Origin of the sequence: Rhodococcus sp. ENV425 (assembly GCF_002887785.1) — a bacterium.
GTDB classification, from domain to species: domain Bacteria; phylum Actinomycetota; class Actinomycetes; order Mycobacteriales; family Mycobacteriaceae; genus Rhodococcus; species Rhodococcus aetherivorans.
This window is the reverse complement of record NZ_PCZU01000158.1, coordinates 18,355-33,919: the sequence shown is the minus strand read 5'-3', so window position 1 is coordinate 33,919 and position 15,565 is coordinate 18,355. Positions and strand designations below refer to the sequence as shown.

Annotated in this window: 12 protein-coding genes and 1 riboswitch; of the genes, 3 read left to right on the top strand and 9 right to left on the bottom strand. The window is 72.1% G+C overall.

Features of this window, described 5'->3' with window-relative positions:
* The 3 genes from malQ to CQZ88_RS13110 all read right to left on the bottom strand — a co-directional run.
* A partial coding sequence (gene malQ, locus CQZ88_RS13120) for a 4-alpha-glucanotransferase (protein ID WP_258008579.1) occupies window positions 1-2,133 on the bottom strand: 2,133 nt, incomplete at its 3' end.
* A 48-nt stretch (window positions 2,134-2,181) separates the two neighbouring features.
* Entirely contained in the window at window positions 2,182-2,847 is a 666-nt protein-coding gene (locus CQZ88_RS13115) for a response regulator transcription factor (RefSeq protein ID WP_102799850.1), read from the bottom strand.
* Window positions 2,844-4,610 carry an ATP-binding protein gene (locus CQZ88_RS13110; RefSeq protein WP_251550777.1) on the bottom strand — a complete coding sequence of 589 codons (1,767 nt, stop codon included), beginning with the start codon at window positions 4,608-4,610 and terminating at the stop codon, window positions 2,844-2,846. The genes CQZ88_RS13115 and CQZ88_RS13110 overlap by 4 nt, the downstream gene beginning before the upstream one ends.
* Before the next feature lie 268 nt (window positions 4,611-4,878).
* Between CQZ88_RS13110 and CQZ88_RS13105 the strand changes: the two genes are divergently transcribed.
* Entirely contained in the window at window positions 4,879-6,531 is a 1,653-nt protein-coding gene (locus CQZ88_RS13105; RefSeq protein WP_102799848.1) for a protein kinase, read from the top strand.
* A gap of 84 nt (window positions 6,532-6,615) precedes the next feature.
* Here CQZ88_RS13105 and CQZ88_RS13100 read toward each other — a convergent pair whose 3' ends face one another.
* A complete protein-coding gene (locus CQZ88_RS13100; RefSeq protein ID WP_102799847.1) occupies window positions 6,616-8,001 on the bottom strand; it encodes a hypothetical protein in 1,386 nt (461 codons plus the stop codon).
* A gap of 134 nt (window positions 8,002-8,135) precedes the next feature.
* Window positions 8,136-9,131 carry an alpha/beta hydrolase gene (locus CQZ88_RS13095; RefSeq protein ID WP_102799846.1) on the bottom strand — a complete coding sequence of 332 codons (996 nt, stop codon included), beginning with the start codon at window positions 9,129-9,131 and terminating at the stop codon, window positions 8,136-8,138.
* Between the two features lie 291 nt (window positions 9,132-9,422).
* On the opposite strand from CQZ88_RS13095, the gene CQZ88_RS13090 reads away from it, so the two are divergent.
* Window positions 9,423-10,784, top strand: coding sequence for a wax ester/triacylglycerol synthase family O-acyltransferase (locus tag CQZ88_RS13090; RefSeq protein WP_037201594.1), 1,362 nt, complete (start codon window positions 9,423-9,425; stop codon window positions 10,782-10,784).
* A gap of 6 nt (window positions 10,785-10,790) precedes the next feature.
* Here the strand turns inward: CQZ88_RS13090 and CQZ88_RS13085 are convergent, their stop codons facing one another.
* From CQZ88_RS13085 to CQZ88_RS13070, 4 genes are all read right to left on the bottom strand, one after another.
* Window positions 10,791-11,555: an ABC transporter ATP-binding protein gene (locus tag CQZ88_RS13085; RefSeq protein ID WP_006939435.1), complete on the bottom strand. Its 765-nt coding sequence runs from the start codon at window positions 11,553-11,555 to the stop codon at window positions 10,791-10,793.
* Window positions 11,552-12,346, bottom strand: a complete 795-nt coding sequence (locus tag CQZ88_RS13080) for an ABC transporter permease (RefSeq protein ID WP_029542848.1) — start codon at window positions 12,344-12,346, stop codon at window positions 11,552-11,554. The genes CQZ88_RS13085 and CQZ88_RS13080 overlap by 4 nt, the downstream gene beginning before the upstream one ends.
* Complete coding sequence (locus CQZ88_RS13075) at window positions 12,327-13,361, bottom strand: ABC transporter substrate-binding protein (protein ID WP_102799845.1); 1,035 nt, start codon at window positions 13,359-13,361, stop codon at window positions 12,327-12,329. The genes CQZ88_RS13080 and CQZ88_RS13075 overlap by 20 nt, the downstream gene beginning before the upstream one ends.
* Window positions 13,358-14,077, bottom strand: coding sequence for a TenA family protein (locus CQZ88_RS13070; protein ID WP_006939427.1), 720 nt, complete (start codon window positions 14,075-14,077; stop codon window positions 13,358-13,360). The genes CQZ88_RS13075 and CQZ88_RS13070 overlap by 4 nt, the downstream gene beginning before the upstream one ends.
* Window positions 14,070-14,169, bottom strand: a riboswitch (TPP riboswitch). Its footprint overlaps the gene before it by 8 nt.
* 123 nt (window positions 14,170-14,292) lie before the next feature.
* On the opposite strand from CQZ88_RS13070, the gene CQZ88_RS13065 reads away from it, so the two are divergent.
* Window positions 14,293-15,565 (top strand): carboxylesterase/lipase family protein (locus tag CQZ88_RS13065; RefSeq protein WP_374703824.1); only part of this gene is annotated, 1,273 nt, incomplete at its 3' end.

The following is a 15,565-nucleotide window of genomic DNA, read 5'->3' as shown; positions in this document are numbered from 1 at the left end:
GGCCTCGTCGGCTGCGGAGGGATCCGGGGCCGGCGCCACAGCGGCGAGCAGGGCCGCGAACCGCTCGTTGCCGGGCAGATCGTCGAGCAGCACGGTCCGGCCCTTCTCGTCGGCCAGCGGGATCCGCCAGTTGGGGTACTCGTCGGTCGTGCCCGGCTGATTCTGGCTGCGCCGCTCACCGACCGCGTCGGCCAGCGACACCCCGATCAGCGCCGACGGGCTCGCCGCGACGAACCGGTGCAGTGCCTCGACGGTCCGCTGCTCGTCGGCGTCCTCGTCGAGCAGTTCGCGCTCCCGCAGCACCGCCAGCACGGCGTCGCGTTCGGCGGCCGCGTCGGCGGCCTCGGTCTCCAGGTCCCGTTCGAGCAGACCCAGCTCGGACCGCAGCGTGATGTGTTCTCCGGCAAGGAAACCCGCCGTCGGTGGCAGGTCGTGCGTGGTGACCGACGTCAGGCACAGCTCCCGGTAGCTCTCCGGGGGCCGGGGGTCGTCGCCGTCGCGCTCGAACCACAGGATCGACGTCCCGGCGATGCCGCGGCGGGACAGGTACTCCTGCACCCAGCTCTCGAACACGCCGAGGTCCTCGCCGATCAGCACGGCGTCGGCCCGGTGCGCCTCGAGCGCCAGGATCCCGATGAGGGCCTCGTGGTCGTACGTGACGTACGTGCCCTGATCGGGCGTGCAGCCCTCGGGAATCCACCAGGTGCGGAACAGGCCCAGGATGTGATCCACCCGCAGGCCGCCGGCGTGGCGCAGCGCGGTGCGCACCACGTCGCGGTAGGGCCGGTAGCCGAGCTCCGCGAGCCGGACCGGATGCCAGGGCGGCTGGGTCCAGTCCTGACCCTGCCGGTTGAAGTCGTCCGGCGGCGCACCGACCGTCATGTCGCGGATCAGGGCGTCGCCGAGCGTCCAGGCGTCGGCGCCGTCGGGACGGACACCCACCGCGAGGTCGTGCACGATGCCGACGTCCATGCCGGCGGCACGCGCCGCGGACTGCGCCTCGGCGAGCTGCTCGTCGCACAGCCACTGCAACCAGCAGTGGAACTCGATGCGCTCGGCCAGCTTGGTGCGCTGCCGCGCGACGTACGGCGCGTCGGGGGTCGCCGCCAGGGTCTCCCAGCGGGCGCTGCGATCGCCGAACTTCTCGCTGAGCGCGCACCACAACGCGAAATCGGTCAGCGCGTCCCCGCCCGCGGCGCGGAACGCGTCGAACCCCGCCTGCCGCGCCGGGCTGCGCGGCACCCGGAACACGTGCCCGAGCACGTCCAGCTTGGCCCGGAACGCGGCGTCCCGGTCGATGCGCTTGTCCTTGCGGTTCGACTTGGCGAACTTCGCGGCGTACGCCTCGAGCGTCTTGCGGTGCTTGCGCGGCAGGAACGCCGCCTCGCGGATGTTCTCCACCCGCAGATAGATCGGGTGGACGAACCGCCGCGAGCTCGGCAGGTACGGCGACGGCTCGAGCGGCGGCTCCGGCTCGCCCGCGGGGGCGGGATTGACGAGCACGAAGTCACCGCCGTCCACCGAGGCGGCGATCGCGGCGAGGTCCGCCAGGTCCGCGAAGTCGCCGACGCCCCACGACCGCTTCGACCGCACCGAGTACAACTGCGCGGCCAGGCCCCGGCGACGTCGCTCGAGGAGCCGGTCGGCGGTGCCGAGACGCGCGGGTGTCACCACCAGGGTGGTCTCGGCCTCGGTGTCGTCGCTGCGGGCGTGCAGGGTGTGCCACCCGAGCGGCAGGTCCGGGACGGCGAACGTCGCGCGGCCGACGAGCCGGCCGTCGACCTCCCGCGGATCGACCCACACGTCGCGCTGCGCGACGTCGACGACGTCGCCGTCCTCGGTGCACACCTGCACCTGCACCGCAGTGCCGTGCGGCACGTGCACGGGGAAGGTGCGCTCCTCGCCCTGCACGACCACCAGGACGGGTGGCAGCATGCGCCGCCACGGCTCGTTCGGCAGATCCGCGAGGACGGCGTCGATCTCCGCCTCGGTGCCCGCGGACACGCCCAGCGAGGCCAGGACCCGGCGCAACGTGTCGTCGCTCGCGTAGTGGTCCTGCTTGTCCCACCCCACATACGAGGTGGCGATCCCGAATTGCTCGGCCAGTTCCCGCAGCTTCACCGTCGATGTCACGACACCCGATCATGCCAGGTCGCGGACCACTCGGCAGACCCGGCGATGTCAGTTGCGGACTGCGGGGCCGAGGTAGGCGAGCACGGCCAGGACGCGGTGGTGGCCGTCGGGTTCGGGGGGCAGACCGAGCTTGTCGAAGACGGCGCGCACGTGCGCGCCGACGGTGCGTTCCCCGAGGGACAGGGCCGCTCCGATCGCCCGGTCCGAACGGCCTTCGACCAGGAGGGTGAGGACCTCCCGTTCCCGGGGGGACAGTTCGTCGAGGGCCACCCGGTCGCGGTGCGGCCGCGAGACCAACCGGCCGACCACGTCGGGATCGATCGCCGTTCCGCCCGCCGCGACGCGGTGCAGCGAGCCGAGGAACCCGTCGATGTCGGAGAGGCGGTCCTTGAGCAGATATCCCAGACCGGCCGTCCCGCCGGCGAAGACGTTCATGACGTTCTCGGTTTCCACGTACTGGGACAGCAGCAGCACGGCGGTGCCCGGGAAGCACCGGCGAATGGTGAGGGCGGCCTCGATGCCCTCGGTGGTGTGGGTGGGAGGCATCCGGATGTCGACGACGGCGAGGTCCGGGCGCTGCTCGCCGACCAGCCGCAGCAGGGCCTGCGCGTCCGCGGCCTGGCCGACCACCTCGATTCCCTCGTCGTGCAGCAGGCCGGTGATCCCCTCGCGGAGCACCGCGGAGTCGTCGGCGAGCACCACCCGGAGGTTCACGACGGCTCCCCGGATGTCCCGGTGGTGAGGGGAAGGGACAGCGTCAGCGTCGTTCCGCCCCCCACGGGACTGTGCACGATGAGCACCCCACCGAGGGCCGTGGCCCGGTCCGCCAGTCCGCTCAACCCACCGCCGGCGGTCAGCGTCGCACCGCCGCACCCGTCGTCGGTGACGACCATCCGCAGCATCCCGCCGTCCCGGCGAAGGTCGATCTCGATGTGGGTGGCGCCGGAGTGCTTGGTGGCGTTGGCCACCGCCTCGGCGGCGATGAAGTAGGCGGCGAGTTCGACAGAGGCGGGAGCCCGCACGGTGAGGGTGTCGACGATCTCCACCGGCAGCGGCGCGCGCTCGGCCAGGGCGGTCAGCGCGGCGGCGAGCCCGTGTTCCTGCAGCACCGGGGGATAGACACCCCGGGCCAGTTCCCGCAGTTCCACCAGCGCCGAGTCCAGTTCGGCCGTGCCCTCGTCGAGCAGCTCCTGCTTGCGCTCCGGCTGGGATGCCCGCTGCGCACGCCGCAACAGGATCGTCGCGGCAACCAGGCGTTGCTGCGCACCGTCGTGCAGGTTGCGTTCGAGCCGCCGCCGTTGGGCGTCCCCGGCGGCGACGATCCGCTCCCGGGACCGGCGGACCTCGGCGAGCTGAGCCTGCAACTCGGACTGGAGGCGCTGGTTGTCCAGCGCGAGGGTCGCGGCGCTGCGCACCGCCGCGAGCAGTTGCGGCTGATGTCGCAGCGACCGGTCGTACACCAGCGCTCCGACCGGGACGCCGTCGCGTTCGAGGACGGTCGCCGCGCGGGGGTCGTCGTCGTCCGGCAGGCTCTGCGGCTGCCCGTTCGCGTCGAGATAGCTGTTCCACTGTGGTGACCACGACCACAGGATCAGGCCGGGGTCGCGCAGTGCCTTGCGCAGCGCGTGGACGAACTCGTCCCCGAGCGGGGCCGCACCGACCTCGATCATCACGTCGCTGACCGCGCTGCGCGCGACCCGGTAGCGCCACAACCCGACCAGCACCGCCACCGGAAACAGCGCGGTCGCCAGATAGCTCAGGTAGGCCGTCCACACGTTCCCCACGCCGGAAGACCGCGCCGTGACCAGCCCCGTTCCGATCACCGTGGCGAATCCGAGAATGCCGGCGATCCACAGGGGCGCGAACGCGGCCCGGTAGGCCGGGGACCCCGACCGCCAGCGGGCCAGCAGCACGCCGATCACGACCACACTGATGCCGATGGCAATTGCGCCGAAGACGAGCTGCAGCCCCCTGAAGATCGCCGGGTCGTCCCGGACCAGCAGCAGGTTGGGCGCGGTGAAGCGTTCTGTGCCGACCATCACGGAGGGGTTGTAGAACATCAGATCGAGCAGGACCGAGACCAGGAAGTACACATAGCAGCCCCCGACGAACCACCGTTCCCACCGCCGGTTCAATCGCCCCGTCGGAAAACCGAGCAGGATATGGATCAGCACCGGGAGATACATCACCGTCAGCGCCGCGCCCACGGTGAAGACGACCGGGTTGCGTGACGCACCGCCCCCCTTCACCAGCCACAGCACCCCGGCCAGCACCATCAGCCGTCCCGTGTTGTCGTCCGGGCGGCTCCGCCACGCGATGATGCCCGCCGCGACGAAGGCGACGCCGACCGCGGGGAAGGCGACCAGTTCCGCCGGGCCGACGGGCGGACCGCCGGGCCAATCGAGCGACACCACCACCACCGCGACCACCAGCAGGGTGGTCACGGCGACGATGGCCGGCACTGTTCGACGACTCACGACGAGGCCTCCGATCCTCGCTCCCAGCATCTCGCTCCCGGCCCCGCCGGACCACCGTGCTGGCACTGTTCGACCATCTCGGCCGTCACGTGATTCGGCGGCAGCGCCTGCACGGGGCTCCGTACCGTGCCTGCACGGAGCCCCGGCCGGTGTCTGCACGGTGCGCTCCGCGCCGGACCGGCGCCAGGTCGGCGGACAACCGCGCGCCGCAGCGGTTCCGCCGACGATCCCCGAGGGGTTGAATAGAGGAGGTGGGCCGCTTCGGGAGGTGGTGGCGGTGACGGGGAACGGGGCTCCCGGGCCGGGTTCGGTATTTGCCGGGTACACCATCGAGCGGCTGCTCGGCGCGGGCGGCATGGGTTCGATCTACCTGGCGCAGCACCCGCACCTGCCGCGCAAGGTGGCCCTCAAACTTCTCCACCCCGCCCTGACCGCCGACGACAGCGTCAAGGCCCGCTTCGAACTCGAGGCCGACCATGCCGCGCGCCTCGAGCACTCCAACATCGTCCAGGTCTACGACCGCGGCTGCGAGGACGGCCGGCTCTGGATCGCCATGCAGTACGTCCCCGGCACCAACGCCGCCGCGCTGCTCGGCCACGGGCCCGTCCCGCCCGAGCGGGCAGTCCACATCGTCTCCGAGATCGGCAAGGCCCTCGACTACGCCCACCAGGCCGGGGTGCTGCACCGGGACGTGAAGCCGACGAACATCCTGCTCGCCGAACCCGCCAGCCCGGGCGAACCCGAACGGGTCCTGCTCACCGATTTCGGCATCGCCAAGGCCCTCGACGAGGCGGGCGGGCTCACCCGCACGGGGATGTTCGTCGGCAGCCTGCAGAATGCCGCACCCGAGCAGTTCGACACCACCGCCGCGCTCGACCACCGCACCGACATCTACTCGCTCGGCTGCACCCTCTACCACCTGCTCACCGGCCGGCCCCCGTATTCCGGCGACACCCTGGCGAAGCTGTGGCACGGGCATGTCCGCAGCCCGATACCCCGGCCGAGCGAGGCCCGGCCCGACCTGCCGAAGGCGTTCGACGCCGTCGTCGCGGGTGCCCTCGCGAAGGACCGCGACGACCGCTACGACACCTGCAGGGAACTCACCGCCGCCGCCCGGAACGCCCTCACGTCCGAGACCACGACCACCGTCCCCGCGCCGGCAGCCGACGACACCCTGGCCCGGACGGTGGCGGTGGACGCCGCGTCACCGAGCAGGGTCGCCGCGACGCGGCGCGCGACGCGGCGCGGCGACAGCGCGGCACCCCTGCGGGTGGTGCTCGCCGACGACTCCGTGCTGCTGCGCGAGGGTATCGCCCGGCTGCTGTGCGACGAGGGGATCGACGTCGTCGGCGAGGCCGGCGACGCCGCCACCCTGCTCGGTCTCGTCGCCGACGAGCGGCCCGACGTCGCCGTCGTCGACATCCGGATGCCGCCGACCCACACCACCGAGGGAATCGTCGCCGCGGCGGCCATCCGTGCCGACCACCCGGACACCGCGGTGGTACTGCTGTCGCAGTACGTGGAAACCGACCACGTCATGAATCTGCTCGCCGACGGGGCCGCCGGCCTGGGCTACCTGCTCAAGGATCGGGTCGCCGACATCGACGAGTTCGTCGACACCCTGCACCGGGTCGCCGAGGGCGGCTCGGCCATCGACCCCAGCGTGGTGAGCCGGATGGTGGCCCGGCCCCACCGCGACAGCCGTCCCATCGACACGCTGTCCACCCGCGAACGCGAGGTCCTCAGCCTCATGGCCGAGGGCCGCTCGAACCGGGCGATCGGGGCGGCCCTGTTCCTCGGAGAACGCACCGTCGAGGCGCACGTCCGGGCGATCTTCCTCAAGCTCGGTCTGCACCCCGAACCCGAGGACCACCGACGCGTCCTGGCCGTGCTCAAGCATCTCGAGGCGACCACCCCGTGAACCACCCCGGCTGCCGAGGGCCACGCCGGGTGCCCGCGCTGCGGCCGCGCCGTCCCGCGGAAACGGCTCGCCCGCACGAGGCGCTCAGTCGGAGAGTTCGTCGAACAACGTCGGCTCGTCCGGGTTCTCGAACAGCTCGATCTGCTCGGGTGGGGACGGACGCGGCCGCCGCACGCGTGTCGTGGCGGTGCCCGCCGGGGGCACGAGCAGCCGCATCGCTGCGGTGAGCGAGCGGCAGGTCAGCTCCCACTCCTGCGCCTTCGCCTCGGCGCGGGCGATGCCGGCGCCGTCTCCGGCCGCGGCACGCCCCATCGCCTCGGCCTGCCAGCAGACCTGCGCGTCCACGCTCATCCGCAGGAAACGCAGCAGCTGGTCCGGTTCGTCGCCGGCCATGCGGGCCACCGTCCGGGTCTCGACCTCCACCCGGCCGCCGAGATGGAGATCGCGCAGCGCCAGCAGCGTCGGCGGCAGGTCCTCCTCGGAGTCCGTCGTCCACGGCGGCAGCTCGTCCGGGGGCGGCGGCACACCGTCGTGGTCGGTCTCGTGCAGCAGCTCGCCGCCGAGGCGGGTGCCGAATGCCTCGTCCAGCCCCTCGAGGAACTGTGCGACGTGGTCGAGCGTGGTCAGCAGGTGGGCCGGCACGAACGGCGACGCGGGCAGGTGTGCCGCCACCGCGACCCGGTCCTCGACCAGCACGAACTTCAGGTGCGGCCACCGGCGGTTGAGGTCGGCGACGACCTCGGCGGCGCGGGTGCGCCCGGTGATGTTGTGGACGATCGGGGCGAACACGTCGACGGTGCGCTCGTGCGGCCCGACGCCGACGAACACGAGCAACCCCGCGACCCGCAACGCCAGGTCGCCGTCCTCGTCCCACAGCGGGACGTCTCCGATCCGCTCGCGCAGCGTCGACTCGATCAGCTCGCGCACGTGCTCCTCGCCCGCGGTCTCGACGGCGAGCGGAAGCGCGGCCGGCGGCGGCGTCTCCTCGGCGGGCGCGGGCAGGTCGAAGGCCGCCGCCCGGCCGGCGCCGAACGTCTCGGTGCGCAGGAACAGCGGATGCGGCACCCCCCACACCCGGCGCAGCGCCGTCACCGCGACGGCCGCGAGCTGGTCCGCCCACGCCGCGGGCCGGTCCATCCAGTAGGCGGGGGACCCGCCGTCCTCCGGGTCCTCCGGTCCCCGGGACGGTTCGCGCCAGCCGAGCTCGGCGAGCAGCGCCTCGTCGGCCGGGCGGAGGCGACGGTCGCCGCCGAGGTGGGCGTTGGACGGCACCTCGCACCGCACCTGGCCTGCACCCCACGCGTAGAACTGCACGCACGGTCCGGCGGGTCCGGTCTCCTCCTCGACGAGCGGCTCGAGGAGCAGCCCGTCGCCGTCGCACATCGACGCCACGTGATCGGCGAGCCGTGCCCGGAACTCGCTCCAGGACCGGTCGACGTCGCGGTCGAATCGGCTCTCGGTGTCGGTCACGATCCGCCCCCTTTCCCAGTGCTGCCGGACCAATCTGTGCCGGAGACACTAGTCGCGCCGTCCGACAGGTGCCCGGCTCGGCGCGGGTGGTGGTCGCCACGTGGCACCGGCGGGGTGGTCCGGTGGGGGGAATCTCAGCCGACGCTGCGGACGAACGCTCCGATCGAATCGACGGCTCGCCCCGCCTCGGGCACGAGGCCCGCCGCGGCCTGGAAGACGTGCACCTGCCGTTCCCACACCTGCAGCTCGCAGGGCACGCCGGCGCCGGCGAGGCGCCGGGCCATCAGCTCGGCGTCCACGTACGTCATCTCCTCCGAGCCGGTCTGGATGAGGGTGGGCGGCATGGCGGTCAGGTCGGCGTCGACCGGTGACACCGCGCGCGGACCCGGCCGGCCGGAGGCGGCGTCGATGCGGGCGATCACAGCGGCGAGGGCCGGAACGGCGCGGCGCGGGAACAGGGCACACCGGTACGAATTGGGATGTTCGAGCTTGCCGCGGGTGTCGAGGTCGGTCAGGGGCGAGAGCGCCACGTTGCCGGCCGGCCGGCCGAGACCGAGCCGCAGCGCCTCGAGCGTCACCTGGAAGGTGAGGAATCCGCCGGCGGAGTCGCCGGCCACCACGATTCGTTCCGTCGGGTAGCCGTGCGCGATCAGCCACCGCAGCCCCTCGATGCCGTCCTCGACCGCGCTCTCGATCGGGTGTCCCGGCAGCATGCGGTAGGCGACGCTGAGCACGGGTGCCCCGGCCGCCGACGAGATGCGGGAGACCATCTGCCGGTGGGTGGTCAGGCCGCACACCAGGAACGCGCCGCCGTGCAGGTAGAGGATCGCCGTGGCGCCGTCGGCTCCGGGGGCGGCGAGGAACTCGGCGTGGCAGGACGGCAGCCGGACCGGGCGCCGGTGCGTGCCGGGGACCGGCTTGAGGGGGAACGCCAGCCGGTCCACCACGCCCGTCGGCCACGGCAGGTGCGGGGCGCGCGCCCACGCGTCGATGACCGGCTTGACGGTGCTGCGCACCGAGAAGGTCAGCGCCTGCGACGGCAGGCTCACGCCGGCGACCTCGCGGCGGAGCACCGGCCGCGGCACGGGCGGATACGACAACGACGGATGGTTCGACGCGGTACTCGTCACCGGGACCTCCTCGTCCTCACCTGCTCGGACGGAGCCCTCTCGTCGACGGCTCCCGTCTTCTCTCTCGGCCCTTCTCCGAGGCGTTCGCGGCGTTCGTCCGGGTCGGTTGCCCGACAGTACGACGAGGAATCGCCGGGGCGAAGCATCGTGACTCGATGGAGACCGGACAAAGGGAACTCCGCAGGTCGTCGGCGTGCCCGTTATCGATCCGGTACGGCCGTCCGGTCGCCGGACGTACCATCCATCCCAGCGTGCGACGGCGGACGAAAGGGGGCTGTCCCGGTGGGATACATGCCTGTGACCGACTCGATGTTCCTGATCGCCGAGTCGCGGGAGCGCCCGATGCACTTCGGCTCGCTCGAGCTGTTCACGCCGCCGCCCGACGCCGGTCCGGGATACGTCACCGACCTCTACAACCGGCTGGTCGCCGACGCGCAGGTCGACGAGCTGTTCCGCAAGCGCCCGGCCGACCCGGTGTCGAGCCTCGGCTACACCTGGTGGGCCGTGGACGACGAGATCGACCTCGAGTACCACGTCCGGCACTCGGCCCTGCCGGCGCCGGGCCGGATCCGTGAGTTGTTCACCCTCGTCTCGCGCCTGCACAGCGGCCTGCTCGACCGGCACCGGCCGCTGTGGGAGGCCTATCTGATCGAAGGGCTCGCCGACGGCCGGTTCGCCGTCTACACGAAGATGCATCACGCGCTGCTCGACGGGGTCTCGGGGCTGCGGCTGCTGCAGCGGACCTACACCCCCGATCCGAACGTGCGCGAATTCCCCGCGCCCTGGCACCTGCCGGCCCGCCCCAGCTCCGGCACCCGGGAGCAGGACTCGCTGTTCGCTGCGGTGCGCTCACTGGCCGGCGACGTGATCGGCGCGGCGCCCGTCGCGCTGCGGATCGCCCGGACCGTCCTCGGCGGGCGCCGCGTCGCGTTGCCGTACGAGGCACCGCGGTCGATGTTCAACGTTCCGATCGACGGGACGCGGCGCTTCGCGGCGCAGTCCTGGAGCCGCGAACGCATCACGCGGGTGCGGCAGGCGGCCGGGGTGTCGAGCAACGACGTCGTCGTCGCCATGTGCGCAGGTGCCCTCCGCGCCTACCTCCTCGAACAGCAGGACCTGCCCGACCTCCCGCTGATCGCGATGGTCCCGGTGTCGCTGCGAGCCAAGGACGCTCCCGATTCGGCCGCGGGCGGCAACAGCGTAGGGGTCACGCTGTGCAACCTCGGCACCCATCTCGAGGATCCGCTCACCCGGCTCTCGACGGTCAGCGATTCGATGGCGGAGGGCAAGACCCTGTTCGCCGGGATGACGCCGCTGCAGGCGACGGTGTGGTCGGCGCTGAACGTCGCCGGGCTCGCGCTGGCACCGATCTCGGGCGCCGTCTCCCTGGCCCCGCCGCCGTTCAACCTCATCATCTCCAACGTGCCGGGACCGCGGGAGCGGGTGTACCGCAGCGGGTCCCGGCTCGACGGGATCTACCCGGTGTCGGTGGTGCTCAACGGCCAGGCACTCAACATCACGCTGACCACCACCGCCGACACCGTCGACTTCGGCGTCGTCGGATGCCGCCGCACGGTCCCCGGCCTGCAGCGGCTGCTCGGCCACCTCGAGGACGCCCTTGTGGAACTCGAGGTGGCACTTGACATTTCGTGATCGGCGTCAGTCCGGCAGTGCGGAACTGCGTGGTCCGGTGGCGTGCAGGACGTCGACGAGTTCCTTCTCGAGGGTCACGAACTCCGGCGATGTCAACGTGTCCAGACCCCGGGGGCGGGGCAGCGGCACCGTCACCTCGTGACAGATCCGGGCCGGGCGCCGCGTGAGCACCAGCACCCGATCCGACAACAGCAGCGCCTCGCGCACGTCGTGGGTGATCATCAGCACCGTCCACCGGTCCCGCTGCCACACCTGCTGCAGCCACAGCTGCATCTCGGTGCGCGTCAGCGAATCCAGGGCCCCGAACGGTTCGTCCAGCAGCAGCACCTTGCGGCCCTGCAGGACCGTCCGCGCCAGGGCCGCGCGCTGGCGCATCCCGCCCGAGAGCTGCCGGGGGGCGGCATCCTCGAACCCGGCGAGGCCGAAGGCGGGGAACAGCTCCCGGGCCCGGGCACGCGCCTCGCCGCGCGGCACGCCCTGCACCTCGAGGCCGAGTGCGCAGTTGCCGAGCACGGTGCGCCACGGGAACAGCAGGTCCTTCTGCGGCATCAGGGCGGCCCGTCCCGGTGCGGCCGGCCGGTCACCCACCGTGACGGCACCGGTGTCGGGAGAGTCGAGACCGGCGATCAGCCCGAACAGGGTGGACTTGCCGCACCCGCTCGGGCCGATGAGCGAGACGAACTCGCCTTCGGCCACGGCGAACTCGGCGCCGTCGAGGACGGTGCGCGCACCGAACGCCTTGTGCACGCCGGTGACCGTGACGGCGTTCATCGCGGGCTCCTCGTCGTCTGCGCCCACGGCGCCACCACCCGTTCCACGGCGTAGGTGAGCAGGTACAACGCCAGCGAGACCACCGCGGTGACGAGCACCGCCGCGAGCACCAGATCGGTCCGGAACGAGTTCTTCTGGGTGCTCATGTAGATCCCGAGCCCCGACGTGGCGCCGACGTATTCGGCGAAGACCGCACCGACGACGGCGTAGGTGACCCCGATGCGCAGTGCCGTGAAGAACCGGGGCAGCGCCGACGGCAGCCGCACGTACAGGAACTCCTGCCACCGGGAGGCACCCATGCTGCGCAGCAGCGCTCCCGCCTCCCGGTCCGCGGCCGCGAAGCCCTCGATCAGGCCGATCGCCATGGGGAAGAACGTGGCGAGCGCGATCACCAGGATCTTCGGCAGCAGCCCGAATCCGAACCAGATGATCATCAGCGGCGCGATCGCGATGATCGGCAGGGTCTGCGACACCACGAACAGCGGCACCAGGGCGCGGCGCAGCCACGGCGAGAAGTCCACGACGATCGCGAGGAGCCACGCCACGACGAGGGACACCGCGAAACCGACGAGGGTGACCTGCAGCGTCGACCAGGCATGGCCCGCGATGTCGTCGCGGTGCGCCCAGCCCTGCCCGAGGACCCGGGCGGGGGAGGGCAGCACCTGCGGGCGGATGCCGCTGAGCGTCACGTACAGCTGCCAGCCGACGGTCAGCGCGGCGACGACCAGCACGGCCGGTGCGACGCGCCGCACCCAGGGATTCCGGGTCGGGTCAGGGCGTGAGGTAGTCATCGGTGAAGTACGTCGACCAGTCCGGCTCGGTGGTCAACGGCTTGCCGTCGGGGCCGGAGAGCAGGCCCTTCTCGAACAGGAACCGGGAGTACCCGGTCCACCGTTCGAGGGTGAGGGTGCCGACGCGGCCGTTCTCGTCGCGCAGGTAGCCGGCCGACAGCATCCGCTGGCTCTCGTAGACGAGATCCTCGTCGGGGAAGGCGCCGGGCTCGGCCTCGATCAGCGCGCGGGCTCCGCGGTCCGGGTCCTGCGCGGCGATCTCGTAGCCGCGCTGGACGGCCTGCACGAACGCCCGGGCCTGGTCCGGATGTTCGGCCAGCCAGTCCTCGTTGCCGTCGATCACGATCGCGTAGGCGTCGGGGAACCCGTAGTCGGTGTAGCGGAAGTAGCGCATCGGCAGCCCGCGGTGCTCGGCCTCGATGCCTTCCCACGCCAGGTACGAGACGGTGAAGTCGGCGGTGCCGGAGTACACGGCCTCGTAGGCGGAGGTGCCCAGGGTGACGGAGGTGAAGTCGCCCCGCCCGCCGTCGTTCCGGATCACCTGCGCGAGCGTCTCCTCGTCGCCCGGGTCGCCGAAGCCCGCGTAGGTGCGGCCGTCGAGTTCCCGGGGCCGGGTGAGGTCGGCGCGGTCGGCCTTGACGGCGATGCCGGTCGCCCAGTGCTGCAGCGGCGCGAGCACCGAGACGGTGCGCGAGCCGGCCGCCCGGGAGAACGTCGCCTGCGCCTGCGTCGAGATGCCGAACTCGGCGTTGCCGGCGTCGACGAGGGTGTCCGGGGTGGTGTTGTTGTAGGGCAGGAACTCGACGTCGAGACCGGCGTCGGCGAACAGGCCCTCCTGCTGGGCCACGTACAGGCCGGTGTGGTTGGTGTTCGGCGTCCAGTCCAGGGCGAACCGGATCGTGTCGCCGGAGTCGTCGTCGCCGGTGCCGCCGGCGCAGGACGCGGTGAGCAGCAGCGCCGCGGTGAGGGCGGCCAGGACGGTGAGCCGGCGACGCAGCCGGGAGGTGGTCGTCATGAGGCCGGCCAGTCCTGCGTGTTCAGCGCGGTGTCCCAGAACAGCAGCTCGTAGCGGGTGGCGATCGTGAACGCCCCGGCCATGGCGTCGCGCTCGGTGTCGGTGGCGGCCGCCGCCGCGACGTCGACGAGCTCGCGGGCGGTGGCGACCGCGGCGTGGAACTCGGGCGCGTCGTAGGTGGTGACCCACTGGGCGTAGGGGTGGGTGGGGTCCGCGGTGAGCACGTCGGCGGCGCGGACGGCCAGCTCGCGGCCGACCTCGGCGTAGATCCAGAAGCACGGAAGCACCGCGGCGGCGCCGACCGGATACGGATCGGTGGCGACCGTGGCGGTCAGGTAGGAGACGTAGCCGAGGCAGGCGGGGGAGTGCGCGGGGGTGTCCTCGGCGGGCGGCAGGACACCACCGGTGAGCAGACCCCGGTGCAGGGCCGATTCCTCGGTGGCGGCCGTCGCCGCGCTGTTGGCCCAGAACGCGGCGGTGGCCGGGTCCGGGGCCTTCGCCGCGAGGAGGGCGAGCGCCTTGGCGTAGCCGGCGAGGTAGAGGGCGTCCTGCTCGATGTAGAAGCGGAACGCGTCGAGCGGCAGGGTCCCGTCGCCGAGCCGGCGCAGGAACTCGAGGTCGTCGATGGCCTCGCGCAGGACCTTCGTACGGTCCCACAGCAGATCGGTGAAGCGCTCGGTCCCCTCCGGGACCGACGCATGGGCAGGCATGGTCATGCCGTGACATCCCTTCGTCAGCATTACCTGATCAGGTTCGACGGGTGTGATCTCAGCTCCCGCTCGTGTGCGGAGCACCCCGTGTCTACGGAGGCGACGATAGCACCGGGTGTGGCTCGCCCCACGCGGGCCCGGGGTGCCGGGTCGCCGGGGCTGCGCGTGCAGCCTGTCTGTTGTTGGTACCTTGGCCCCAGACCGTTCGTTCGGGAGGGACCGTGGACGCCGAGACTCTCATCGTCGGGTGCAAGTACGGCGACGTACGCGGCTACCGCGACGGTTCCGTCTACGCGTGGAAGGGTGTCCCGTACGCCGCGCCGGCGTCCGGCGACCTTCGGTTCCGCGCCCCCGAACCGCCGGAGCCGTGGACCGACGTGCTCGACGCCCGCCGGTTCGGGCCCATCGCGCCGCAGGGCCGCAACAATCCCATCCCCATCGACCCGGGCCTGTCGATCGGCGAGGACTGCCTCTCGCTGAACATCTGGGCGCCGGAGCCGGACGGGGAGCCGCGGCCGGTGATGGTCTGGATCCACGGCGGCGCCTACGTCCTCGGGTACTCGGGTCAGCGGATCTACGACGGACGGTTGCTCGCCGAACGCGGGGACGTCGTCGTGGTGACGGTCAACTACCGGCTCGGCGCCCTCGGCTTCCTCGACTTCTCGTCGTTCTCGACAGCCGGGACCACCTTCGAATCCAACGTCGGGTTGCGGGACCAGATCGCCGCGCTCGAGTGGGTGCGCGACTGCATCTCCGCGTTCGGGGGCGACCCGGACCGGGTCACCGTGTTCGGCGAGTCGTCGGGCGGCGGGTCGCTGACCACCCTGATGACCGTGCCCCGCGCCGAGGGCCTGTTCCACCGGGCCATCGCGCAGAGCCCGCCGGCGACGTCGGCATACGGGTCCGAGCGGGCGGCCCGGGTCGCCGAGCGGTTCCTCGAGATCCTCGACCTCACGCCGGCCCGGGTGTGGGCGTTGCGGGACATGCCGCACGAGACGCTGACCGATGCGGGCGACGTGCTCGTCGGGGAGATCCCCACGAAGTTCCCCGGCACGCTCGCGATGGCGCCGGTGGTCGACCGCGACCTGGTGCCGAAGTACCCGGTGGCGGCGTTCCAGAAGGGGCTCGCGCACCGGATTCCCCTGATCATCGGGTCCAACAAGGACGAGCCGTCGATCTTCCGCTTCATGAAGTCGCCGCTGATGCCGGTGAGCGACGCCTCCGTGCAGGCGATGCTCGACGCGCTCGCCGCGGATCATCCGGAGCTGCCGCCCGACCGTATCGCGGAGATCATCTCCGCGTATCCGGACGTCTCGAAAACGTCGGGGGCGATGGCGCTTTCGCGGGACGCCGGGTTCCGGATGCCGGTCGTGTGGATCGCCGACGCGCACAGCGCCCACTCGCCGACGTGGGTGTACCGGTTCGACCACGCCACCCCGATGCTCAAGGCGGCGCGGATCGGCGCCGGCCACGCCACCGAACTACCCTACGTCT